This is a genomic window from Pseudomonas sp. R43(2017), from assembly GCF_002112345.1.
GTDB lineage: Bacteria > Pseudomonadota > Gammaproteobacteria > Pseudomonadales > Pseudomonadaceae > Aquipseudomonas > Aquipseudomonas kribbensis.
Genome location: NZ_NEHJ01000012.1, coordinates 202,530 through 225,003 on the forward strand (window position 1 = coordinate 202,530; position 22,474 = coordinate 225,003).

At 61.7% G+C, this 22,474-nt stretch carries 15 protein-coding genes (1 of these 15 running past the window's edge); 6 read left to right on the forward strand and 9 right to left on the reverse strand.

Annotated elements, in window-relative coordinates:
• The 3 genes from CAG02_RS29085 to CAG02_RS29095 all read left to right on the forward strand — a co-directional run.
• Positions 1–4,789, forward strand: the final stretch of a protein-coding gene (locus CAG02_RS29085) for a non-ribosomal peptide synthetase (protein ID WP_085708570.1). It extends 9,860 nt beyond the left edge of the window; the window shows 4,789 of its 14,649 coding nt (coding positions 9,861–14,649); the start codon falls outside the window, past its left edge; the stop codon is at positions 4,787–4,789.
• Between the two features lie 66 nt (positions 4,790–4,855).
• Positions 4,856–6,004 (forward strand): macrolide transporter subunit MacA, encoded by a 1,149-nt coding sequence (macA, locus tag CAG02_RS29090; protein WP_085708569.1) that lies wholly within the window; start codon positions 4,856–4,858, stop codon positions 6,002–6,004.
• 2 nt (positions 6,005–6,006) lie between these two features.
• Positions 6,007–7,965 carry a MacB family efflux pump subunit gene (locus CAG02_RS29095; RefSeq protein WP_085708568.1) on the forward strand — a complete coding sequence of 653 codons (1,959 nt, stop codon included), beginning with the start codon at positions 6,007–6,009 and terminating at the stop codon, positions 7,963–7,965.
• A 63-nt stretch (positions 7,966–8,028) separates the two neighbouring features.
• Here CAG02_RS29095 and CAG02_RS29100 read toward each other — a convergent pair whose 3' ends face one another.
• The 7 genes from CAG02_RS29100 to CAG02_RS29130 form a co-directional block, all read right to left on the reverse strand.
• Positions 8,029–8,802, reverse strand: a complete 774-nt coding sequence (locus CAG02_RS29100; RefSeq protein ID WP_085708741.1) for a helix-turn-helix transcriptional regulator — start codon at positions 8,800–8,802, stop codon at positions 8,029–8,031.
• Positions 8,803–9,728: 926 nt separating this feature from the next.
• Positions 9,729–10,961, reverse strand: a complete 1,233-nt coding sequence (glcF, locus tag CAG02_RS29105) for a glycolate oxidase subunit GlcF (protein ID WP_085708567.1) — start codon at positions 10,959–10,961, stop codon at positions 9,729–9,731.
• A 3-nt stretch (positions 10,962–10,964) separates the two neighbouring features.
• Positions 10,965–12,029 carry a glycolate oxidase subunit GlcE gene (gene glcE / locus CAG02_RS29110; protein WP_085708566.1) on the reverse strand — a complete coding sequence of 355 codons (1,065 nt, stop codon included), beginning with the start codon at positions 12,027–12,029 and terminating at the stop codon, positions 10,965–10,967.
• Positions 12,029–13,528, reverse strand: coding sequence for a glycolate oxidase subunit GlcD (glcD, locus tag CAG02_RS29115; RefSeq protein ID WP_085708565.1), 1,500 nt, complete (start codon positions 13,526–13,528; stop codon positions 12,029–12,031). Before glcD ends, glcE begins: the two co-directional genes overlap by 1 nt.
• 38 nt (positions 13,529–13,566) lie before the next feature.
• Positions 13,567–14,406 carry a glutathione-dependent disulfide-bond oxidoreductase gene (gene yghU, locus CAG02_RS29120; protein WP_085708564.1) on the reverse strand — a complete coding sequence of 280 codons (840 nt, stop codon included), beginning with the start codon at positions 14,404–14,406 and terminating at the stop codon, positions 13,567–13,569.
• A 129-nt stretch (positions 14,407–14,535) separates the two neighbouring features.
• A complete protein-coding gene (gene proP / locus CAG02_RS29125; protein WP_085708563.1) occupies positions 14,536–16,035 on the reverse strand; it encodes a glycine betaine/L-proline transporter ProP in 1,500 nt (499 codons plus the stop codon).
• 125 nt (positions 16,036–16,160) lie between these two features.
• Positions 16,161–16,997, reverse strand: coding sequence for a helix-turn-helix transcriptional regulator (locus tag CAG02_RS29130; protein WP_085708562.1), 837 nt, complete (start codon positions 16,995–16,997; stop codon positions 16,161–16,163).
• A 104-nt stretch (positions 16,998–17,101) separates the two neighbouring features.
• On the opposite strand from CAG02_RS29130, the gene CAG02_RS29135 reads away from it, so the two are divergent.
• Both CAG02_RS29135 and CAG02_RS29140 read left to right on the forward strand, forming a co-directional pair.
• Complete coding sequence (locus CAG02_RS29135) at positions 17,102–18,058, forward strand: threonine dehydratase (RefSeq protein ID WP_085708561.1); 957 nt, start codon at positions 17,102–17,104, stop codon at positions 18,056–18,058.
• Positions 18,059–18,160: 102 nt separating this feature from the next.
• Positions 18,161–19,705, forward strand: coding sequence for a class I SAM-dependent methyltransferase (locus CAG02_RS29140; RefSeq protein ID WP_085708560.1), 1,545 nt, complete (start codon positions 18,161–18,163; stop codon positions 19,703–19,705).
• Positions 19,706–19,769: 64 nt separating this feature from the next.
• On the opposite strand, the gene CAG02_RS29145 is transcribed toward CAG02_RS29140, so the two are convergent.
• Entirely contained in the window at positions 19,770–20,894 is a 1,125-nt protein-coding gene (locus CAG02_RS29145) for an alkene reductase (protein ID WP_085708559.1), read from the reverse strand.
• Between the two features lie 106 nt (positions 20,895–21,000).
• On the reverse strand, positions 21,001–21,678 hold the full coding sequence (locus tag CAG02_RS29150; protein ID WP_085708558.1) for a type 1 glutamine amidotransferase domain-containing protein: 678 nt from the start codon (positions 21,676–21,678) through the stop codon (positions 21,001–21,003).
• Between the two features lie 211 nt (positions 21,679–21,889).
• Here CAG02_RS29150 and CAG02_RS29155 point away from each other — a divergent pair, with 211 nt between their 5' ends.
• The gene (locus CAG02_RS29155) at positions 21,890–22,474 is read left to right on the forward strand and encodes a TetR/AcrR family transcriptional regulator (RefSeq protein WP_085708557.1); all 585 of its coding nucleotides are present in this window, start codon (positions 21,890–21,892) and stop codon (positions 22,472–22,474) included.

Here is a 22,474-nt window from a genome sequence, read left to right on the forward strand (position 1 = left end):
CGGCATCCTGTTCCATCACTTGTCGGCGCCTCAGGGCGATCCGTATGTGTTGCAGGCGCAGTTCGCCTTTGCCGATGAATCCCGTCTGCGGGTGTTCGCCGAAGCCTTGCAGGCCGTGATCGAACGCCACGACATTCTGCGCACGTCGCTGTTCTGGGACGGGCTGGAAGAACCGGTGCAAGTGGTCTGGCGTCAGGCGTCGCTGGTGTGTGAAACGGTGGAGCTGGACGAGAGTGAAACGGATGCATTGAGCCAGTTGCGCAGCCGGTTCGATACCCGGCACTACCGCATGGCCGTCACTCAGGCGCCGCTGATGCGCGTGGTGCACAGCTGGGACGCGGTTAATCGGCGTGTGGTGGCGCTGCTGCTGTTCCATCACCTGGTCATGGACCACATTGCGCTGGAGGTGCTGCGCCACGAGATGCAGTCGGTCCTGCTCGGCCAGGTGCGGCAGCTGGCCGAACCGGTGCCGTATCGCACCTATGTTGCCCGCACTCGCTCGGGGCTGAGCGAGGAGGAGCATGAGACGTTCTTCCGCGACATGCTCGGCGATATCGACGAGCCGACGCTGCCGTATGGCCAGGGCAATGTGGCGGACGGCGGCAACGGGCATGCGCAGCGGCTGCTGAACACCGCGCTGAGCCAACGGGTCAGGGCCAAGGCCAGGCGTCTGGGTATCAGCGCTGCCAGCCTGATGCACCTGGGCTGGGCCAGCGTGCTGGGGCAACTGTCGGGGCGTGAAAACGTGGTGTTCGGCACCGTGATGCTCGGCCGCTTGCACGGTGGTGAAGGTGCCGAACGGGCGCTGGGCGTGTTCATCAACACCTTACCGCTGCGCATCGATCTGGACGGGCAAACGGTGAAAGAAGCCGCGTTGGCGACCCATCAGCGCTTGAACCGCTTGCTGCATCACGAACACGCGCCGCTGGCGCTGGTACAACGTTGCAGCGCCATGGCGCCGGGGATGCCGCTGTTCAATGCCTTGTTCAATTACCGCCACAGTGGCGGCGGGGGCACGCCGTCCGACGAGGTTGTGGCGGCATGGCAAGGCATGCAGTTGCTCGATGCCGAGGAACACAGCAACTACCGCCTGAGCCTGAGCGTCGATGACCTGGGCGAAGACTTCAGCCTGACCGCGTTGACCATGGCCGGGATCGACGCCGGTCGGATCTGCGACTACATGGATCTTGCGGTCGAGAGCTTGTTGCAGGCGCTGGAGCGGACGCCGCAACTGGGCATCGACCAGTTGTCGATCCTGCCGCGGGATGAGCGGCGGCAATTGCTGGTCGAGTTCAACGCCACTCAACGGGACTACCCGGCGACGTTGACGGTTCATCGTCTGTTCGAGCTGCAGGTGATGAAGCATCCGCAAGCGGTGGCGGTGGTGCATGGCCGCGCGGCGTTGACTTATGAAGAGTTGAATCAACGGGCCAATCTCCTGGCCCATTACTTGATCGGACATGGCGTGCAACCGGGCGACCACGTGGCGATCCTGCTGCCGCGCTCGCTGGATCTGCTGGTCGCGCAACTGGCTATCGGCAAATGTGCGGCGGCCTATGTGCCGCTGGATATCAATGCCCCGGCTGAACGTCAGGCGTTCATGGTTGAGGATTGCGGGGCGAAAGCGCTGCTGACCTTGAGCACTGAAACGGCTGATTACGCTGTGCGCCGGATCGACCTGGATGCGCTGCCGTTGGACGCACAACCGACGGACAACCCGGACCTGCCGCAGTCCTCGGAATCCGTGGCCTACATCATGTACACCTCCGGTTCCACCGGCACACCGAAGGGTGTGATGGTGCCGCACCGGGCCATCGGGCGACTGGTGATCAACAACGGTTACGCTGATTTCAATGCGCAGGATCGGGTGGCATTCGCTTCCAACCCGGCGTTCGACGCCAGCACGATGGATGTCTGGGGGCCGCTGCTCAATGGCGGTCGAGTGGTAGTCATCGATCACGTGACCTTGCTTGATCCGCAAGCCTTCGGACGTGAACTGGCCAACACCGGTGCCACGATCCTGTTCGTCACCACCGCGCTGTTCAACCAGTACGTGCAACTGATTCCCGAGGCGTTGAAGGGCCTGCGCGTCGTGCTCTGCGGTGGTGAACGCGCCGACCCGGCCGCGTTCCGCCGGTTGCTGGCCGAGGCGCCGGACCTGCTCATCGTCCACTGCTACGGCCCGACCGAAACCACCACCTACGCCACAACCTTCGAAGTGCGCGAAGTGGCAGAAGATGCTGACAGCGTGCCGATTGGCGGCCCGATCTCCAACACCCAGGTCTACGTGCTCGACGCCCGTCAGCAACCGGTGCCGATGGGCGTGACCGGCGAGCTGTACATCGGCGGCCAGGGTGTGGCGCTGGGCTATTTGAATCGCCCGGACCTGACCGCCGAGAAATTCCTGCAAGACCCGTTCGGCGATCAACCGGGCGCGTTGCTGTACCGCACCGGCGACCTCGCACGCTGGCTGGCACCGGGGCAGCTGGAATGCATCGGCCGCAACGACGATCAGGTGAAAATCCGTGGTTTCCGCATCGAACTGGGAGAAATCGAAAACCGCCTGCTGAATTGCGAAGGAGTCAGGGAAGCCATCGTGCTGGCGCGTCAGGACGGCCAGGAACCGCTGCGTCTGGTGGCGTATTTCACCGCCGATGAGGGCGTCGACAGCACTACTTTACGCAGCCAATTGCAGGCGCGCCTGCCGGAATACATGGTGCCCTCGGCCTGGGTACAACTCGACGCGTTGCCGCTGAACAACAACGGCAAGGTGGACCGCAAGGCGTTGCCGGTCCCGGCGCAGGACGCGCTGGTCAGCCGCGCCTATGAGGCCCCGGCCAATCTGCTGGAAGAGACTTTGGCTCAGTTGTGGGCCGAGGTGTTGCAGGTCGAGCAGGTGGGTCGTCACGACAACTTCTTCGAACTGGGCGGGCATTCGTTGCTGGCGATTCGTCTGGTCAATCTGATGCAACAGAACGGCCTGGAAGTGACGCTGGCCGAGCTGTTCCAGCACGCCAGCATCGAGTCGCTCGGCACGTTGCTCAGCCAGCGCACCGGCGCAGAGCAACAGAATGACGGGCTGGTCGTGGTGCGGGCCGGTGGCGCAGGCACGCCGCTGTTCCTGATGCATGAGTTCAGCGGGATGGACGCGTACTTCCCGGCGCTGGGCCTGCACATCGAGGGTGATTTCCCGATCTACGGCCTGCCGGGCATCCCGTTCGGCCAGGCACCGCTGCGCACCATGGAATGCCTGGCGGCGCGCATGGTGGAGATCATCCGTTCGGTGCAGCCGCACGGGCCGTATCGTCTGGCCGGCTGGTCGTTCGGCGGGGTGCTGGCCTATGAAGTGGCGATGCAGTTGCTCGGCATGGATGAGACGGTGGCGTTCGTTGGCCTGATCGACAGTTTCGTGCCGCGCCTGACCGATCAGGGCAAGGCGCGCTGGAGTGACGAGCATGCGCACAAGCGCCAGTTGCTGCAGCACTGCACGATGTACCGGGCCTCTCTTGGTGACGCGGGGCAAGCCGCACTGGCGCATCTGGCACTGTTGCAGACCGAACTGGAACAGATCGACTTCCAGCCGCTGTTGCAACGCTGCCGGGACGAGCAATTGCTGCATCCGGAGATGGCCGCCGCCGCGCCGCAAGACCTCTGGCATTACCTCGACCGCGAGGTCGCCCACGGGCATGCGCTGGCGCATTACCGGATCAATCCGTTGGGCTTGCCGCTTTATCTGTTCCGGGCGCAGGAGCATCCGACGGAGCTGTCTCGTCGTCACCCGACCCTGGGCTGGTCGGATGAAGTGCCGGCCACGCTGTTGCACTGCATCGACGTGCCGGGCGATCACCAAAGCATGATGCAGGCGCCGCATGTGCAGGTGCTTGGTCAGGCGCTCGGTCAGGCAGTTCAGGCTTCGGCGGTGATCGAATCCCGGGCCTATCAGCCGCTGTTGACGATCCAGACTGGTCACTCCGGGCATGCGCCGATTTTCTGTGTGCCGGGGGCCGGCGACAGTGTCACCGGGTTCATCCATCTGACCGAGGCGCTGGGGCCGGAGTGGCCGATTTACGGGCTGCAACCCCGAGGCCTCGACGGCGCGACCGTGCCGCACAGCCGTGTCGAAAACGCCGCTACGTTCTACCTGCGGGCACTTGAGCAGTTGTATCCGCAAGGACCGGTGCATCTGATCGGGCATTCGTTCGGTGGCTGGGTGGCCTACGCCATGGCAGCGCAGTTGCAGGCGGCAGGGCGCGAGGTGGCATCCCTGACCCTGATCGACAGCGAATCGCCGGGCGGCAACAGCGTTGTGGGCAAGCCGTACACCACGACGGCGGCGTTGTTGCGGCTGATCGAGTCGCTGCAACTGTCCAGCGGCAAGTCTTTGGGTATCGATGCACTGGCGTTTGCTGAAGCCGATGACGCTGCGCAAATGCGCTTGCTGCATGACGGCATGGTGCATGCCGGTGTGCTGTCCGAACGCTCGTCAGCTGACGCGATGCAGGGTCCGGTGCGTACCTTCGCCACGGCGCTGCGCACGGTCTATCAGCCGGCGCTGGCCTATACCGGCCCGGTGCGCCTGGCCTTGGTGGACGACCCGACACTGGACGCCTCGGGCAACCAGCGCGAACAGGCAGCGATGCTCGAAGGCTGGCAGCGCGAGGCCCGGGATCTGGCGGTGTGGTACGGCCCCGGCAACCACTTCACGATCCTCAAGGCGCCCAACGTCTTCAGTCTCGCGGCGTGGTGGCATGACGGGCTGACGGTGGCGGCGGGTCAAGTGTTGTCCTGATTGAAGTCTTTATCCTGGAACCCGGCCGCTGGCCGGGCTCAACCCTGAACGGAATTGTGGTCATTTATGGAACAGTCGAAGTTGCGCAAAGTCGGTCTGGGAATCGCGTTGACGCTGGTGGCCGGGTTGGTGTTCTACACGGTGCAGGCACCAGCCGAAGCACCGCAGTACCTGACCGCCACGGTTGAACGCGGTGACATTGAAAACGCAGTGCTGGCCACCGGATTGCTGGAAGGCATCAAGCAGGTGGACGTCGGTGCCCAGGTTTCGGGGCAGTTGAAGTCGCTGAAGGTCAAGGTCGGCGACAAGGTCAAGAAGGGCCAGTGGCTGGCGGAAATCGACCCGCTGGTGCTGCAGAACACCTTGCGTCAGGCGCAGGTCGACGAGGAAAACCTGCAAGCCCAGCGCCGGGCAACTCAGGCTCAGTTGCGCCAGACCAAGGCAATCTACGAGCGCTATCAGAACCTGCAGGAGGACGCGTCAATCTCGCGGCAGGATTTCGAAACCGCGCAATCGAACTACGAGGTGCAACAGGCCAATCTGTTGTCGCTGGATGCGCAGATCAAGAGCGCGCATATCCAGATCGACACGGCCAAGGTCAATCTGGCCTACACGCGGATCGTCGCGCCCATTGACGGCGACGTGGTGGGCATCGTCACCCAGGAAGGCCAGACCGTGATCGCCAACCAACTGGCGCCGATCCTGCTGAAACTGGCGGACCTGGACACCATGACCGTCAAGGCTCAGGTGTCGGAGGCGGACGTCATCCACATCGCGCCGGGGCAGGAGGTGTATTTCACCATTCTGGGTGAAGACAAGCGTTACTACGGCAAGCTGCGCGGCACTGACCCTGCGCCGCAGAACTTCCTTGAAGCGCCACCTGCCGGCACGCCGAAACAGAACACGGCGGTGTTCTACAACGCGCTGTTCGAGGTGCCGAACCCGGATCATCGCCTGCGTATTTCCATGACGGCGCAGGTACGCGTGGTGCTCGACACCGCCAAGTCGGTGCTGACGATTCCGGTGGCGGCACTCGGTCCGCGCAACAACGACGGCAGCTTCCCGGTGCGGGTGCTGGACGCCAAGGGGCAGGCGCAGTCGCGCAATGTGCAGACCGGAATCAACAACAACGTCAAGGTGCAGGTCAACGACGGTCTGGCCGAGGGCGACCGGGTGGTGATCGGTGATCCGGTGGCGAAAGTGGCAGGGGCATGAGCATGACCGAACCTCTGCTGCAACTGAGCGGCATCAGCCGCAGTTTCACCGCTGGCGACCGTGAATTTCTGGCGCTGAAGAATATCGACCTGACGATCAATGCCGGGGAAATGGTGGCGATCATCGGCGCTTCGGGTTCCGGCAAGTCGACTCTGATGAACATCCTCGGCTGCCTCGACTACGCCACGGCCGGCAGCTACAAGATCAACGGCCGGGAAACCCGGGATCTGGACAATCAGGCGCTGGCCGAACTGCGTCGCGACTATTTCGGCTTCATCTTCCAGCGCTATCACTTGCTGCCGCATCTGAGCGCGATGCACAACGTCGAAATGCCGGCGATCTACGCCGGCACGCCAGAGCCGCAGCGCCACGCCCGGGCCCGTGAGCTGTTGGCACGGCTGGGACTGGAAGGGCACCTGACGCATCGACCCAGCCAGCTCTCCGGCGGTCAGCAGCAGCGGGTGAGTATCGCCCGGGCCTTGATGAACGGCGGTGAAGTGATCCTCGCCGACGAGCCCACCGGCGCCCTCGACACCACCAGCGGCAAGGAGGTGATGCGCATTCTGCTGGAGCTGCACGCCGCCGGGCACACGGTGATTCTGGTGACTCACGACCCCAAGGTCGCCGCCAACGCCGAGCGCATCATCGAAGTCAGCGACGGCGAAATCCTCAGCGACCGCCGCAACGAGCGCGACACCACGGCACTGACCAACGAAGACGCCGTGTCGCGCAAATCCGGTGCGGCACGACGTCTGGTGGCCAGCTTCGGCTTGTTCAAGGAAGCGTTCAACATGGCCTGGGTCGCACTGATCTCCCATCGGATGCGCACCTTGCTGACCATGCTCGGGATCGTTATCGGTATCACCTCGGTGGTATCGATCTCGGCCATCGGCGAAGGGGCCAAGCGCTATGTCTTGAAAGACATTCAGGCCATCGGCAGCAACACCATCGATATCTATTCCGGCACCAGTTTCGGCGACAGTCGCTCGGCGGCCATCGAAACCCTGGTGCCGGCGGATGTGACCGCTCTCAATCAGCTCTACTACGTCGACAGCGCTACGCCGGTGGTCGGGCGCAATCTGTTGCTGCGCTATCGCAATATCGACCTCGATGCGCAGGTCAACGGCGTCAGCGATCTGTATTTCCAGGTACGCGGAATCAAGATGGAGTCAGGCATCGCGTTCAGTGAAAGCGATGCCCGGCGTCAGGCGCAGGTGGTGGTGATCGATCACAACACCCGCCATCGGTTGTTCGGCGAGGGCGTCGATCCGCTGGGGCAGGTGATCCTGATCGGCAATCTGCCGTGCACCGTGATCGGTGTGGCGGCGGAAAACAAAAACATCTTCTCGTCGAGCAAGTCGCTCAACGTCTGGGTGCCTTATGAAACCGTCGCCGGCCGACTGTTGGGCCAGCGTTATCTGGACAGCATCAGTGTGCGGATCAAGGACGGTCAGCCGAGCAAAGTGGTGGAAGACAACGTCAACAAACTGATGCTGCAGCGCCACGGCACCAAGGATTTCTTCACCAACAACCTCGACAGCGTGATGCAGACCGTGCAGAAAACCAGCCGCTCACTGGCCTTGCTGCTGTCCCTGATTGCGGTGATCTCCCTGGTAGTGGGCGGTATCGGCGTGATGAACATCATGCTGGTGTCGGTCACCGAGCGTACCCGTGAGATCGGCATCCGCATGGCGGTCGGGGCGCGGCAGTCGGACATTCGCCAGCAGTTTCTGGTGGAGGCGGTGATGGTCTGCCTGCTCGGTGGCGCCATCGGTATCTCGTTGAGTTATGCAATTGGCCACCTGTTCTCGCTGTTCATCAAGGAATGGGAAATGGTGTTCTCACTGACCTCGGTACTGACCGCCGTGATCTGCTCGACCCTGATCGGCATCGTGTTCGGCTTTGTGCCGGCACGCAATGCGTCGCGGCTCGATCCGATCGAGGCCCTGGCCCGGGATTGAAGCGGGCACGAAAAAACCGCCGTCCTTTGCAGGAGGGCGGTTTAGTCAGAGGTGTGTGAGCCTTCAGGCTGCGTTCGAAGGGCCGCAGGCTGCCGGGCAGTCCTTCGGCGAATACATCCAGCGCATCAGTGAGTGACGTCCGCTGATGCCCAGTTTGATGGCTGCGCGTTTGAGGTAGCTTTCCACGGTATTGACCTTCAGTTGCAACTGCTCGGCCAGTTCAGGCGCGGTGCGTCCGGCCAGCAGGCCGACACACACTTCCATTTCGCGGTTCGACAGACTCAGCCCCAATTGCTCCACTCGTTCGCAAAAGCGCAGGCGCAGGGTTTCCAGGCCCAGCAGGGTGGAATCCGATTGTTCCTGGGATTGTCCCTGGGCGTCAGTGTTTGCCGGTTGCAGGGCGTTGATGTGTTTTTCCACCATCGGCAGCAGCACTGGGGAAATATCCTGCAACAAACTGCGCTCATGAGCGGAAAAGCGTTTTGCCGGGCCACAACGGTAGACCGAGATCACATAGCGATAGCCGTCCTTGCGCCGGGTCAGGTGCAATTGCGAGGCGTCGGTGACCGTCGAGGGTTCGGGAGTGGGCAAATCATTGGCACTCGGCAGGGTGCTCAGTTCGGAGTACACCGTTTCAGCCGGCAGTGGCGCTTCCTTGATGCATTCGGGTTCGCCGCGCGGTTGTGTGCGTCCGACCGGTTCCACGCGCATCTGCCGGATGTGCGTGGCGTCCACCGCCAGTTGGGTCAGGATCAGGTCGTGCAGCATCCGTGGGAAATGTCGGCTGCCAGTGCTGGCGATGACCTTGCCAATGTGAGGAAACAGCTGTGAGTTCATGTCGTTCATCCATGAGTTGCAGTGTGGTACTCGTGTTCCTGAACCACCGGAAAACAGCTCCATGCCCGGCGACAGCGAATCAGGAAATTGGATCCTATCCTAGTACAACGTTTCAGCGACGGTTTAATGAAGGTGCTATTAGCTCATAACTGACGGTGAGGAGGATGTCGGGATGACAGATGTCAGAGAAATGCCTTACAGCAGAACAGGATCAATTTTATAAAAAGTCCTACAAGTGACAGTTTATAAGAACAAAAAAAGCCCGTTTCAGCCGAAGCCAAAACGGGCTTTTTCCCGCATCGACAACCGTTACTTCAGGTTGTCAAAGTGGTCTCGCAGGAACTCGTAAAAGCGAAACGCTTGAAACGATCTCCATACGAGGCTCAGCGTACGCAGCAAAAGCTTCATACGTTTTGGCCTCCAGGTCGGGGGCCAATCCTCCAGCGCACTTACCGGATCATGTGTGCCTTCGGACATGCTCGTCAGAGTTGCCCATGAGGCGGCCGGTTGTGATCCCTCCGAGCCATCATTCCGGCACGGGTGCAAAACCGTGTCGAAGGGCATGAAACCGTTATGGTTCCAGCCAAACCTCATGGAAGCACTGGCGAGTGAGCGTCGGCATATTAACCTGTCCTGAGGCGGGATTTTGAGAATGCTGGGGGAAAGCTTTGGTATGTTTTGTAATTCGTTATTTCTGTCAGTATGGTTTGGTGTGGTCAAGGCTCGCCAGGAATACGGATCTTTCGAATAACGCCATTCAGCGCACGCAAAATAACGTTGCAACGAAAACCAAAGATTAATAGTATTCCCGCACGTCAGAGTTGTCCGTGAGACAGCAGACCCCAGCCGCAAACTGAGGCTTGCCGAAAAAACCGCCCCGCAAAGGCGGTTTTTTTTGGCCCATCGTTTGACCACCGCCAGCAATCCTACGCGTCTCTCACCAAGGGCATCGCGGCATCCATCAGCTCGATCCAGTGCCTGACCGGCGTGCGTCCCGCGCCGTCGAGATGGGCCTGGCAGCCGATATTGGCGGTAGCGATGACATCCGGATGACCGCTTTCCAGTGCATTGAGCTTTTGGTCGCGCAGTTGCCGGGCCAGTGCCGATTGGGTTATCGAATAGGTGCCCGCCGAGCCACAGCACAGATGGGCGTCCGGCACGGTCGTGAGGTTGAAGCCCAGCCGGGTCAGCACCGACTCCACCGCGCCGCCGAGTTTCTGTGCATGTTGCAGGGTGCAGGGGCAATGGAAAGCCAGGCGTTGATCGGCATGGATGCCAAGAGATTCCAGCGGTTCCTCGCGCAGCACTTCCACCAGATCTTTCGCCAGTGCACTGACGGTTTTCGCCTTCTCGGCATAGGCCGGGTCGGTGCACAGCAAATGTCCGTAATCCTTGATGAACGCGCCACAACCGCTGGCGGTCTGCACGATCGCTTCGGCGCCTTGCTCGATGGCCGGCCACCAGGCGTCGATGTTCTTGCGGGCCCGCTCAAGTCCTTTGGCCTGGGCATCGAGGTGATAGTCCACGGCGCCGCAGCAGCCGGCATTTCGCGCCGGAGTAATGCTGATCCCCAGTCGATCCAGCACCCGTGCCGCCGCCGTATTGGTGTTGGGCGACAATCCAGGTTGCACGCAGCCTTCAAGCATCAACACCTGGCGGGCATGCCGGGTTACCGGGCGGCGCTCGGTTGCAGAAGTGCTGCGCGGCAGTTTGGTTTGCAGAGTCTCGGGCAGCAGTGCGCGGAAGATCTGGCCAGCACCGAGCAATCCCTTGAACAGAGAGGCATCGGGCGCCACTGCGCGTAAACCTTCGCGTAACAAGCGTTGGCCGATGGGGCGCTCCACGGCGGCATCCACCACGGCGCGGCCGATATCGAGCAGGTTGTGGTAATCCACCCCCGAGGGGCAGGTGGTTTCGCAATTGCGGCAGGACAGGCAACGATCCAGATGCAGTTGGGTTTTGCGGGTGACTTCGTTGCCTTCCAGCACTTGCTTGATCAGATAGATGCGACCCCGTGGGCCGTCGAGTTCATCGCCGAGCAATTGATAGGTCGGGCAGGTCGCGTTGCAGAAGCCGCAGTGCACGCAGGTGCGCAGGATGCTTTCGGCTTCTTCGGCGCGGGGCAGTTGCAGGGCCTTTTCGCTGAGAGTGGTTTGCATGGCTCAAAGCTCCGCGTACAGACGACCGGGGTTGAAGATGCCCAAAGGGTCGAGTTGTTGCTTGAGGCGACGGTGATAATGCAGGAGCGCGGGCGGCAACGGATGAAACGGCGCGTCGATCAAACCATGGCTGTAGCAGGTAGCATGGCCGCCAACAGCCGAAACCACCTGCCGAATCAATGCCGCTTCCGCCCCTGACTTGAGCCACCGCTGTGCACCGCCCCAGTCGAGCATTTGCACACCGGCCAAGGCCAGCGGCGGGGTGTTGTTCGGCACCGACAGGCGCCACAGGGGCTGGTCCTCATCAAAAAAATCCAGGCGCTGTTCATTCAGGTCTGACCAATAGGCGCCATCAAGCAGTTCGCCACCGAGACGATCACGGGCCGCAGCCACCGAGCCTTCGCCACCCTCCAGACGCAAGTGCAGGCGCTGGCCATCGTGGCAGGCGGCGCTGATCGGCAGCGGTTGCTGACCCCATTCCGCCAGGCGCTGCAAGGCACGCTCGCTGCCCATTTCCAGGCTGATGCTCAGGCACTCACGGGGTTTGGGCAGGACTTTAAGCGAGACTTCGGTAATCACTCCCAGCGAACCATAACTGCCGGCCATCAGCCGCGACAGGTCATAACCCGCGACGTTTTTCATGACTTCACCGCCAAAGCGCAGGTGTTTGCCATGACCCGTGATGATCCGCGTACCGAGCACGAAATCCCGCACCGACCCCGACCACGGCCGCCTCGGGCCCGACAGTCCGCTGGCGATCATCCCGCCCACCGTTGCATCGTCGGCGAAGGCCGGTGGCTCGCACGGCAACATCTGTTGTGAAGCATCCAGCACCGCCAGCAGTTCGCTCAGCGGAGTACCGCAACGTGCAGTGATTACCAGCTCGGTCGGGTCGTAGCTGACGATGCCGCGATGGGTGCGAGTGTCGAGGATTTCCCCGGCGACGATTCGTCCCAGAAACGCCTTGCTGTTGGCGCCCTGAATCCGCAAGGGTGTGGCGTCCTGCAACGCCTGATTGACCTGATCGAGCAGCACGACGCTGTCGTCGACATCCTTTTCTCGGACCATCAAAAACGCTCCAGCTCGGGAAAGGGCAATTGGCCGGCATGAATATGCATGGCGCCGAATTCGGCGCAGCGGTGCAACGTCGGTATGTTCTTGCCCGGGTTGAGCAGACCGCCGGGATCGAACGCCGCTTTGACGGCGTGAAACAGGGTCAGCTCATCGTTGTTGAACTGCGCGCACATCTGGTTGATTTTCTCCCGCCCCACGCCGTGCTCGCCGGTGATGCTGCCGCCGACCTTCACGCACAATTCGAGGATTTTGCCTCCCAGGGCTTCGGCGCGTTCCAGCTCGCCGGGTTGATTGGCGTCGAACAGAATCAACGGGTGCATGTTGCCGTCGCCGGCATGGAACACGTTCGCCACGCGCAAGCCATATTCGGCGGATAACTGCGCAATGGCCTGCAGCACACCGGGTAGTTCGCGGCGCGGGATGGTGCCGTCCATGCAGTAATAATCCGGCGACAAGCGGCCCACGGCCGGAAAGGCATTCTTGCGACCGGCCCAGAAGCGCACGCGCTCGGCTTCGTCCCTGGCCTGGCGCACTTCGCTGGCACCGGCGTTTTCCAGCACCTGGCGCACGCGAATGCAGTCATCGTGGACGTCGGCTTCAACGCCATCGAGTTCGCACAGCAGGATCGCTTCGGCATCCACCGGGTAGCCGGCGTGGATGAAATCCTCGGCGGCACGGATCGCCAGGTTGTCCATCATTTCCAGGCCACCGGGAATGATGCCGGCGGCGATGATGTCAGCCACGGCGCGGCCGGCGTTTTCCACGGAATCGAATGCGGCCAGCAGGACTTTGGCGGTCTGCGGCTTGGGCAGCAGTTTGACCGTGACTTCGGTGATCACGCCCAGCAGGCCCTCGGAACCGGTGAACAGCGCCAGCAGATCGAAACCGGGAGAATCGAGGGCGTCGGAGCCGAGCGTGAGGTGTTCGCCCTCGACGGTCAGGATCTCGACCTTGAGCAGGTTGTGCACGGTCAGGCCGTATTTGAGGCAATGCACGCCGCCGGCGTTTTCCGCGACATTGCCGCCGATGGAACAGGCGATCTGCGAGGAAGGATCCGGCGCGTAATACAGGCCGAACGGAGCGGCAGCCTGGGAAATCGCCAGATTGCGCACCCCGGGCTGAACCCGCGTAGTGCGGGCAGCCGGGTCGATGTGCAGAATGTTGTTGAAGCGCGCCATCACCAGCAGCACGCCTTTTTCCAGCGGCAGCGCGCCGCCGGACAACCCGGTGCCGGCACCCCGGGCAACCACTGGCACGCTCATCTCATGACAGGTGCGCAAGATGCCCCGCACCTCATCCAGATGCCGGGGCAAAACCACCAGCAGCGGCGTGGTGCGATAGGCGGACAGACCGTCGCACTCGTACGGGGCGAGATCCTCGCGCTGGTGCAGGATTTCCAGTGCCGGCCACCGGGTTTGCAACGCCTGCAACAGCGCGGCTTTATCGACCTCCGGCAGTGCGCCGTCGACCTGCTCGTCGTAGAGAATGTTCATGCGGACGCCCCTTGGTTTTTGTTATCGGGTGCGAGCGATCAGTCCAGATCAGCGGCCTCATGCCGTTCCGGCACTTGGCTCGCTTCATCACCCCAGGTCCGGTTGACGCGTTGCCCACGAATGACCGCCGGCCGTTTGGCGATGTCCTCGGCCCAGCGTTGCACATGGGTGTATTCGTGCGCCGAGAGGAATTCGGCCGCACCGTACACGTTGTTGCGCACCAGTTGCCCGTACCACGGCCAGACCGCGATATCGGCAATGGTGTAGCTGTCGCCGGCGAGATAAGGGCTTTCGGCGAGGCGCCGGTCGAGCACATCCAGCTGACGCTTGGCCTCCATGGTGAAGCGGTCGATCGGGTATTCGAGTTTCTCCGGCGCATAGGCATAAAAATGCCCGAAACCGCCGCCCAGGTAGGGCGCCGAACCCATCTGCCAGAACAGCCAGTTCAGGGTTTCGGTGCGGCCGGCGAGGTCGGTGGGCAGGAAGGCGCCGAACTTCTCGGCGAGATAAAGCAGGATCGAGCCTGATTCGAACACCCGGATCGCCGGCTCGACACTTCTATCGAGCAGCGCAGGGATCTTGGAATTCGGATTGATCTCGACAAAGCCGCTGGAAAACTGATCGCCTTCGCCGATACGGATCAGCCAGGCATCGTATTCGGCCCCGGTGTGCCCGAGCGCCAGCAACTCTTCCAGCAGGATGGTGACCTTCACACCGTTGGGCGTGGCCAGCGAGTACAGCTGCAACGGATACTTGCCGACAGGCAAGATTTTGTCATGGGTCGGCCCGGCAATCGGGCGATTGATGTTGGCGAACTGGCCGCCGGACGGAGCGCTGTGTTTCCAGACCTTGGGTGGTACGTAAGGCGTTTTGCTCATGAAGCGAACCTCATCGTCAGCTGCTGAATGGGCGTGAGCCGGCGGAAAAAACCACCGGCTCCTGACGAACAGAACACCACAGAAGGGCGTTTGAATTCCACCCTGTTGTCCCATCAACTCTTTATATCGTTATTCGATTCGCGGGTGCTGCTGCACGAGGTGCTCGCGTTTGGCTTCCAGCTCGGCGATTTCGGCGTCGATGTCTTCGATCTTCTGTTCGATGTTGTCGTGATGCTCCTGCAGCAGCTCCCTGGCTTCCTCGATATCGGACGCCGCAGGGGCTGCTCCGCGTAGCGGTTTGTTGGCGGTTTCTTTCATGGTCACACCGGTGATCAGCCCGATGACGGCAGTCACCATCAGGTAATAGGCCGGCATGTACAGGTTCTGGGTGCTTTCCACCAGCCAGGCCACCACGGTCGGCGTCACACCGGCGATCAGCACCGAGACGTTGAAGGCACTGGCCAGTGCGCTGTAGCGGATGTGAGTCGGAAACATCGCCGGCAGCGTAGAGGCCATGACCCCAATGAAGAAGTTCAGCACCACGGCCAGTATCAGCAGGCCGGAAAAGATCAGACCGATCTTGCCGCTGTTGATCAGCATGAACGCTGGAATGGCGAGGATGAACAGACCGATGCTGCCGAAGATGATGAAGGGACGACGGCCGATCTTGTCGCTGATGAAACCGATGGCAGGCTGCACGAACAACATGCCGACCATGATTGCGATGATGATCAGCACCCCGCGATTTTCGCTGTAGTGCAAGTTGTGCGAGAGGTAACTCGGCATGTAGGTGAGCAGCATGTAGTAGGTGACGTTGGTCGCTGCCACCACACCGATGCAGGTCATCAGGCTGCGCCAGTGTTTGGTCGCGACTTCCTTGAACGACACTTTCGGGCCGCCGGCCAGGCCTTCGCGGTCACCTTGTTCAAGCTTCTCGACATGCTGCTGGAACGCCGGGGTTTCTTCGAGCGCATGGCGCAGGTAAAGCCCGATCATGCCCAGCGGCAGGGCGAGGAAGAACGGCAGGCGCCAGCCCCATTCCTGGAATTTTTCTTCGCCGATGATCGCGGAAATCAGCACCACCACACCGGCGCCGAGGACGAAGCCGGCGATTGAGCCGAAGTCCAGCCAGCTGCCGAGGAAGCCGCGTTTGCGATCCGGCGCATATTCGGCAACGAAGATCGAGGCCCCGGTATACTCGCCTCCGACCGAAAAGCCCTGGGCCATTTTCGCCAGCAGCAGAAGGATCGGCGCCCAGATGCCGATCGAGGCATAGGACGGGATCAACCCGATGGCAAAGGTGCTGAGCGACATGATCACGATGGTCGCCGCGAGGACTTTCTGGCGTCCGTACTTGTCTCCCAGCGCACCGAAGAACAACCCGCCCAGCGGCCGGATCAGAAACGGCACCGAGAAGGTCGCCAGTGCCGCGATCATCTGTACGCCGGGATCGGCGCCGGGGAAGAAGACTTTGCCCAGCACATAGGCGACGAAGCCGTAGACGCCGAAGTCAAACCACTCCATCGCGTTGCCCAGCGCGGCGGCCGTAATGGCTTTGCGCATCTTGGCATCGTCGACAATGGTGATGTCTTTCAGTCCGATCGGGCTGACGCTTTCCTTTGATTCCATGGGATTCACTCTGCATCTGATCTGTCTTTGTGCAAACCGCGAGTCAGAGCGGTTTGCCGTGACCGATGCCATCTCTGTGATGGCACGGCTTCTTCCTGATCAGATACAAGTGGACACGAAAAAATTCACCACTGATTTGTCTTTTTGCCAATGGCGGGATTGTGACGCGATCCTGCGCGCAATTGCGCCGGACTCACGCCAAGTCGCTGCTTGAACGCACTGGTCATGTGCGCCTGGGAATTGAAACCGCAGGCGAGGGCGATTTCCGCGAGGCTGGCCTTCGAGTCACGCATCAGTGCCCGGGCCCGGGCCAGGCGTCGATCAATCAGATAGCTATGGGGACTTTTGCCGGTCGCCTGCTTGAAGGCTCGAATGAAATAGCCTTCGGACAGTTCAAGCAATTGCGCCATGGACTGGATATCGAGCGGACCGTTGAGGCCGGCGTCGATGAACTCGTCGAGCAGGCGCAGGCGACGTCCGGTGATAGTGCCTTGAGGCAAGAGAATGTCTTTGCCTTCGGCGCGTTCCGCCAGTTCCAGGGCCCAGGTTTCCCATTCATCGTCCACCGAGGCCATCAGCATCGCGTTGCGCATTTGCGAGGCAAGACGAATGGCCTGTGGATCGATGCGATTGTTGAACGCGTGCTCGCCCGACAACGCGATGCCGTCGGTGCGGATCACCCGCAGGTATTCACCGCCCATGGGCGATTCGGACATCACGTCACAGCCGGCAGGCACGAACGCCAGGCCATTGGGCATGGCATCGAAGGGGCGCACCCGGTCGCTGCCGATGGCGTGCACGCCGCGCTGGCTGTCGAAGGCAAAGCCGATCGCCGACTGGCTCGCCACATAACGCGTAGCGTAGGCGGCGCCGGGCAGCAATTCGATCGCCCACGGGCCGGCCTCGATACGACGGACCGGTTCCGGGACGACGGCTGGCTGCTGGCGGTTTCGATGGCTCATGAGCGCCATAGTAGTGAAGAGTGTAGGCGAAAGTCAGGTCAGTTTTTTGAAAGCCGACGTGATGTGCCTGTGCCTAGACTGGGGCCAGGCACAAGGAGATTCCCATGCATTCACTTACTCGCGAAGACATCGAACAGGCTGCTCGTCAGGTTTACCAGGTGATGCCGGCCACTGCCCAATACCGCTGGCCATTGCTGGCCGAGCGGCTGGGTTGCACGGTGTGGGTCAAGCACGAAAACCACACCCCGACCGGTGCGTTCAAGGTACGCGGCGGCATTACCTTCATGCACTGGCTGCGCCGCGAACATCCCAACGTCAAAGGCATTGTCTCCGCGACGCGTGGCAATCACGGGCAAAGCCTGGCACTGGCAGCCAGTGCCGTCGGATTGAAGGCGTTGATCGTGGTGCCGCTGGGCAATTCGCTGGAAAAGAACAACGCCATGCGCGGCTTCGGCGGCGAAGTGGTCGAGTACGGGCGAGATTTCGACGAGGCCCGCGAGGAAGCGGCACGTCTGGCGCTGGAACACGGGCTCTATCTGGTGCCGCCATTCCACACCGAACTGGTCAAGGGCGTGGCGACCTATGCGCTGGAGCTGTTCAGCGCGGCACCGGATCTGCACACCGTCTACGTGCCGATCGGATGCGGCTCGGGCATTTGTGGCGTGATCGCCGCTCGTGATGCGCTGGGTCTGGATACCCAGGTGGTGGGCGTGGTGTCCACGGAAGCAGCGGCCGCCAAGCTGTCCTTCGAGGCGAAAACGATCTGCGAGACCGCCTCCGCCAATACCTTTGCCGATGGCCTGGCCGTGCGCAAACCGATCGCCGAGGCGTTCGACGTTTATGGGGCCGGCGCTGCACGAATCGTGTCCGTCAGCGAGGGCGAAATCGCCGAAGCCATGCGCGTGTATTACACCGACACCCACAACCTCGCCGAAGGTGCGGGCGCCGCCGCGCTGGCTGCATTGATGCAGGAGCGGGACAGGATGCAGGGCAAAAGGGTGGGGGTGATTCTGTCCGGGGGCAACATCGACAGGGCGGTGTATGCGCGGGTGATTGGCTGATAGACAACGGCTGGCTACGGGACGTCGCTTTTGCGCTTGTGATTGGTCCCGACTACCCCTTATAAGATCGACTTTCACTTTCGATATAAAAGGGTGTCACGCATGAGCAATGCCTGGAACGAAGGTTATTTCACGGACGAAGGCTACACCTACGGGTATAGCCGCGAGATCAATCCGGTTTTCCAGCGCTATTGTTTGTTGTTGCGTGGTTTCGCCACGCTGGAGAGCACCGACGGCTATCACTGCGAGCTGGGTTTTGGTCAGGGCGTTTCGATCAATATCCATGCGGCGGGTAATCCGGGCACCTACGTCGGTACGGATTTCCATCCGGGCCAGGCCGCCCATGCCATCGGGCTGGCAAACGACTGGGGCAGCGATGCGCGGCTGTATGACGACAGCTTTGAGCAACTGCTGGCCCGCCATGACCTGCCGCAGTTCGACAGCATCAGCCTGCACGGCATCTGGACCTGGGTCAGCCGTGACAATCACAAACTGATCGTCGAGTTCGTCCGTCGTCATCTGAAGCCGGGCGGTCATGTGTACATCAGCTACAACTGCTTCCCGGGCTGGTCGCCCATGGCGCCGTTGCGCCAATTGTTCAGCCTGCATGACCGCTTTGCCACACAGACTTCGGCACGCCCGGACCAGCGGATCGACGCCGCGCTGCAATTCTCCGAGGCGCTGCTGGCGGCCAATCCCAATTACTCCAATTCGGTGCCGGGGCTGGACGCCAAGCTGCAGAGCATCAAGGGCCAGAATCGCCAGTACGTCGCCCATGAATACTTCAACCGCGACTGGAACTGCATGTACTTCACCGACGTGGTCGAAGCCATGGCCCCGGCCAAGCTTGACTACGCCACCACCGCCGTTCCGCTGGACACGGTGGACCCGCTCAACCTGAGCGCCGAAGGCATGGACTTTCTGGAAGGCATCGAGCATCCGGTCATGCGCGAGCAGGCGCGTGATTACTTCGTCAATCAGAACTTCCGCCGGGACCTTTACGTGCGCGGCGCCAACCGGTTGTCCGCCAGTGAACACCGCGAGCGCATGCTCAGTACCCGTTTTGTCCTGATGCAACTGGCAGACAGTGTTGCGGGCAGCGTCACCGGACCGGCAGGCTCCGCGACGTTGCAGGTGGATATTTACGGCCCGGTACTCGACGCGCTGGCGGATGAGGCCCATGTGCCGAAAACCTTGCGCCACTTGCTGGAAGCCTCGCCTGCATTGGGTTATGGCGATGTGGAGCAGGCTCTCAACGTGTTGATCGGGATGGGCGCCGTTGCACCGTGCCAGAGCGAAGCGGCCGAGAAGCTGGCACAGGCGCGCTGCAACACCCTCAACCTGCAACTGTGCCGACGCTCGTTGTTCGATCACAAGATTCAGGTGCTGGCCAGCCCGGTGACCGGTGGTGGCGTGACGGTCAGCCGTTTCCAGCAGTTGTTCCTGATATCGATCAAACAAGGCAAAACCCGTCCGGCCGACTGGGCACTGCTGGCGTGGGGCATCATCGGCGGTCAGGGTGAAGGCTTGCTCAAGGACGGCAAGGCACTGACCACCGCCGAAGAAAATATTGCCGAACTGACCGAGCAGGCCGAGGCATTTGCCGAGCAGTCGCTGGTCATTCTCAAGGCCCTGAAAATCGTTTGAAGGTGAGAGGTGCAGGACGGGGCAGGTTTCGACCTGTCGCCGTCCCGCATTGCCGCATTTCTGGTTATCCGCCGTAGGTCGGGTAATCCACATACCCTTCGGCATTGCCACCGTAGACCGTGGCCGGATTCAGTGAATTCAGCGGCCAGTCATTGGCGATGCGCGCCGGCAGGTCCGGGTTGGCCATGAACGGACGACCGAAAGCCACGAAATCCGCCAGCCCGGAATCCAGCAACTGCGCACCGGATGCTGCGGTGTAACGCCCGGCGTAAATGATCGCGCCACTGAAGGTGTCGCGCACTGCCTGACGGAACGTGAGCGGCATCGCCGGCGCATCGTCCCAGTCGGCTTCGGCGATGGACAGGTAGGCGATGCCCACGTCCTGCAACACCTTGATTGCTTCGATGTAGGTGGTGTGCGGATCTTCCTCGACCATGCCCAGGTAGGTGCGTGCTTCATCGGTGGTGGTGAACAGCGGGGCGAAACGCACACCGACTTTTTCACGCCCGATGCACTCGGCAACACCAGCCACCACTTCACGCAAAAAGCGCAGGCGGTTGTGCAGCGAGCCGCCGTACTGGTCGGTGCGCAGATTGCTGTGGGCCGAGATGAACTGGTTCACCAGATAGCCGTTGGCGCAGTGCAGTTCGATCCCGTCAAAACCTGCCTCCATGGCATTGCGCGCGGCCTGGATGTACAGCTGAACCAGTTCCTGCACTTCATCGGTGGTCAGGGCGCGCGGGGCGGACGGAGGCACCAGGGCGCCAGCGCCGGGCGCGGTTTCGATGAACACGCTGACCCGGTCGGTGGCCACCGCAGAGGCCGAAACCGGTGCGGCACCGTCAGGTTGCAGAGCCGTATGGGACACGCGGCCCACATGCCAGAGCTGAGCGAAGATCACGCCGTCCCGCGCATGGACTGCCTCGGTGACCTTGCGCCAGCCGGCGATCTGATCCGGGGTATGAATGCCCGGCGTCCACGCATAACCCTGGCCGCGCGGCTCGATCTGCGTACCTTCCGTCACCAGCAGACCGGCGCCGGCGCGCTGCTGGTAATACTCGGCCATCAACGCGTTGGCGATGTTGCCCGGTTGCGTGCTGCGCTGGCGGGTGAGGGGCGGCAGTACGATGCGGTTTTTCAGGGTGTGACGACCCAAAGTGGCGGGTTTGAAGAAACTGCTGTGATTCATGGATGTGCCTTGATTGGTGTTTATTAGACCAGTCGACTAGTAGTCGGGCGAAAAAAATACGCCGTGCAACACGCGCACGGCGTCCAGGTGGATGACGGCTGAAAAGTCAGCCGAGCAGCTTCAACAGTTTCTCGGCGACAGCGGCGGAACTGGCCGGGTTCTGGCCAGTGACCAGTTTCCCGTCAGTCACCACGTGTACCTGCCAGTCGGCGACTTTGGAATAACGGGCGCCGAGACGCTGGAACTCGTCTTCGACCAGGAACGGCACCACATCCGTCAGACCGACCGCCGCTTCTTCGGAATTGGTGAAACCGGTGACGTCACGATCCTTGACCAAGGCTTTGCCGTCAGCGCCGAGCACATGCCGCAGCACCCCCGGGGCGTGGCAAACGAAACCATGAGGCTTGTTGCTGCGGGCGAAGGCTTCGATCAGGGCAATCGAATGCTTGTCTTCGGCCAGGTCCCAGAGCGGGCCGTGGCCACCTGGATAAAACACGGCATCGAAATCCTCGGCGCTGACATCGGCCAGGCGCCCGGTGTTTGCCAGCGCTTGTTGCGCTGCCGAATCCTTGCGGAAACGGTCGGTTTCGGCGGTCTGGGCGTCGGGTTCGTCGCTTTTCGGATCAAGCGGTGGCTGGCCGCCGGCGGGCGAGACCAGCGTGATATCGGCGCCGGCGTCCTTGAAGGCGTAGTAGGGCGCGGCGAACTCTTCGAGCCAGAAACCGGTTTTCTTGCCGGTGTTGCCGAGTTGATCGTGGGAAGTCAGAACCATCAAGATTTTCATAGAGCACCTTGGGTGGGTCGGGTGTCGATCGTGTGCGAGGGATTCGCACACGATCGACACCGGGGAAAAGGTTTGTCGGGGCGCAGCATAGATTCCAATTAGACCAGTCGTCTAGTAATTTTTTATCCGCATGTTTTTCATGGACCGGTGTGGCAAACTCCCGTTCCTTCGAGTTAAACGACTGGTCTATTGCCTGGTAATCTGCGCCCCGATGAAACCGACCTACGACGACACCCGCCAACACCTGCTCGACACCGGCCACCGGATGATGGCCGAGAAAGGCTTCACCAGTGTCGGCCTGAACGAGATCCTGCAAACCGCCGGTGTGCCCAAGGGCTCGTTCTATCACTACTTCAAATCCAAGGAGCTGTACGGCCAGGCGCTGCTCGAGGACTACTTCGTCTGTTACCTCGCCGACATGGAGCGGCGCCTGACGCTGCCCGACCTGAATGCCCGCGAGCGGCTGATGGATTACTGGCAGGGCTGGCAGGATCGCTGCACGCTGGAAGGGCACGGTGACGAGTGTCTGGTGGTGAAGCTCAGTGCCGAGGTGGCCGATCTGTCCGAAGCCATGCGCCTGACCTTGCGCGATGGCGCCGAGCGCGTGGTGGCGCGCATCACCACCTGCATCGAGCAGGGCCAGGCCGATCAATGCCTGCCCGACGGAGATGCCCGGCAGCTGGCGGAAACCCTGTATCAGCTCTGGCTGGGGGCGAGTCTGTTGAACAAGTTGCAACGGACCGGGCAGTCGCTGGACACGGCGATGACGACCACCAAGCGACTCTTGAACGCCTGA

What these genes read in the sequence shown, in the direction of transcription:
- CAG02_RS29095 (WP_085708568.1), top strand. Translation starts at nt 6,007, where the DNA reads ATGACCGAACCTCTGCTGCAACTGAGCGGCATCAGCCGCAGTTTCACC.
- CAG02_RS29140 (WP_085708560.1), top strand. Translation starts at nt 18,161, where the DNA reads ATGAGCAATGCCTGGAACGAAGGTTATTTCACGGACGAAGGCTACACC.
- CAG02_RS29135 (WP_085708561.1), top strand. Translation starts at nt 17,102, where the DNA reads ATGCATTCACTTACTCGCGAAGACATCGAACAGGCTGCTCGTCAGGTT.
- CAG02_RS29150 (WP_085708558.1), bottom strand. Translation starts at nt 21,678, where the DNA reads ATGAAAATCTTGATGGTTCTGACTTCCCACGATCAACTCGGCAACACC.
- glcE (WP_085708566.1), bottom strand. Translation starts at nt 12,029, where the DNA reads ATGGTCCGAGAAAAGGATGTCGACGACAGCGTCGTGCTGCTCGATCAG.
- proP (WP_085708563.1), bottom strand. Translation starts at nt 16,035, where the DNA reads ATGGAATCAAAGGAAAGCGTCAGCCCGATCGGACTGAAAGACATCACC.
- CAG02_RS29130 (WP_085708562.1), bottom strand. Translation starts at nt 16,997, where the DNA reads ATGAGCCATCGAAACCGCCAGCAGCCAGCCGTCGTCCCGGAACCGGTC.
- CAG02_RS29145 (WP_085708559.1), bottom strand. Translation starts at nt 20,894, where the DNA reads ATGAATCACAGCAGTTTCTTCAAACCCGCCACTTTGGGTCGTCACACC.
- glcF (WP_085708567.1), bottom strand. Translation starts at nt 10,961, where the DNA reads ATGCAAACCACTCTCAGCGAAAAGGCCCTGCAACTGCCCCGCGCCGAA.
- CAG02_RS29100 (WP_085708741.1), bottom strand. Translation starts at nt 8,802, where the DNA reads ATGAACTCACAGCTGTTTCCTCACATTGGCAAGGTCATCGCCAGCACT.
- CAG02_RS29155 (WP_085708557.1), top strand. Translation starts at nt 21,890, where the DNA reads ATGAAACCGACCTACGACGACACCCGCCAACACCTGCTCGACACCGGC.
- yghU (WP_085708564.1), bottom strand. Translation starts at nt 14,406, where the DNA reads ATGAGCAAAACGCCTTACGTACCACCCAAGGTCTGGAAACACAGCGCT.
- macA (WP_085708569.1), top strand. Translation starts at nt 4,856, where the DNA reads ATGGAACAGTCGAAGTTGCGCAAAGTCGGTCTGGGAATCGCGTTGACG.
- glcD (WP_085708565.1), bottom strand. Translation starts at nt 13,528, where the DNA reads ATGAACATTCTCTACGACGAGCAGGTCGACGGCGCACTGCCGGAGGTC.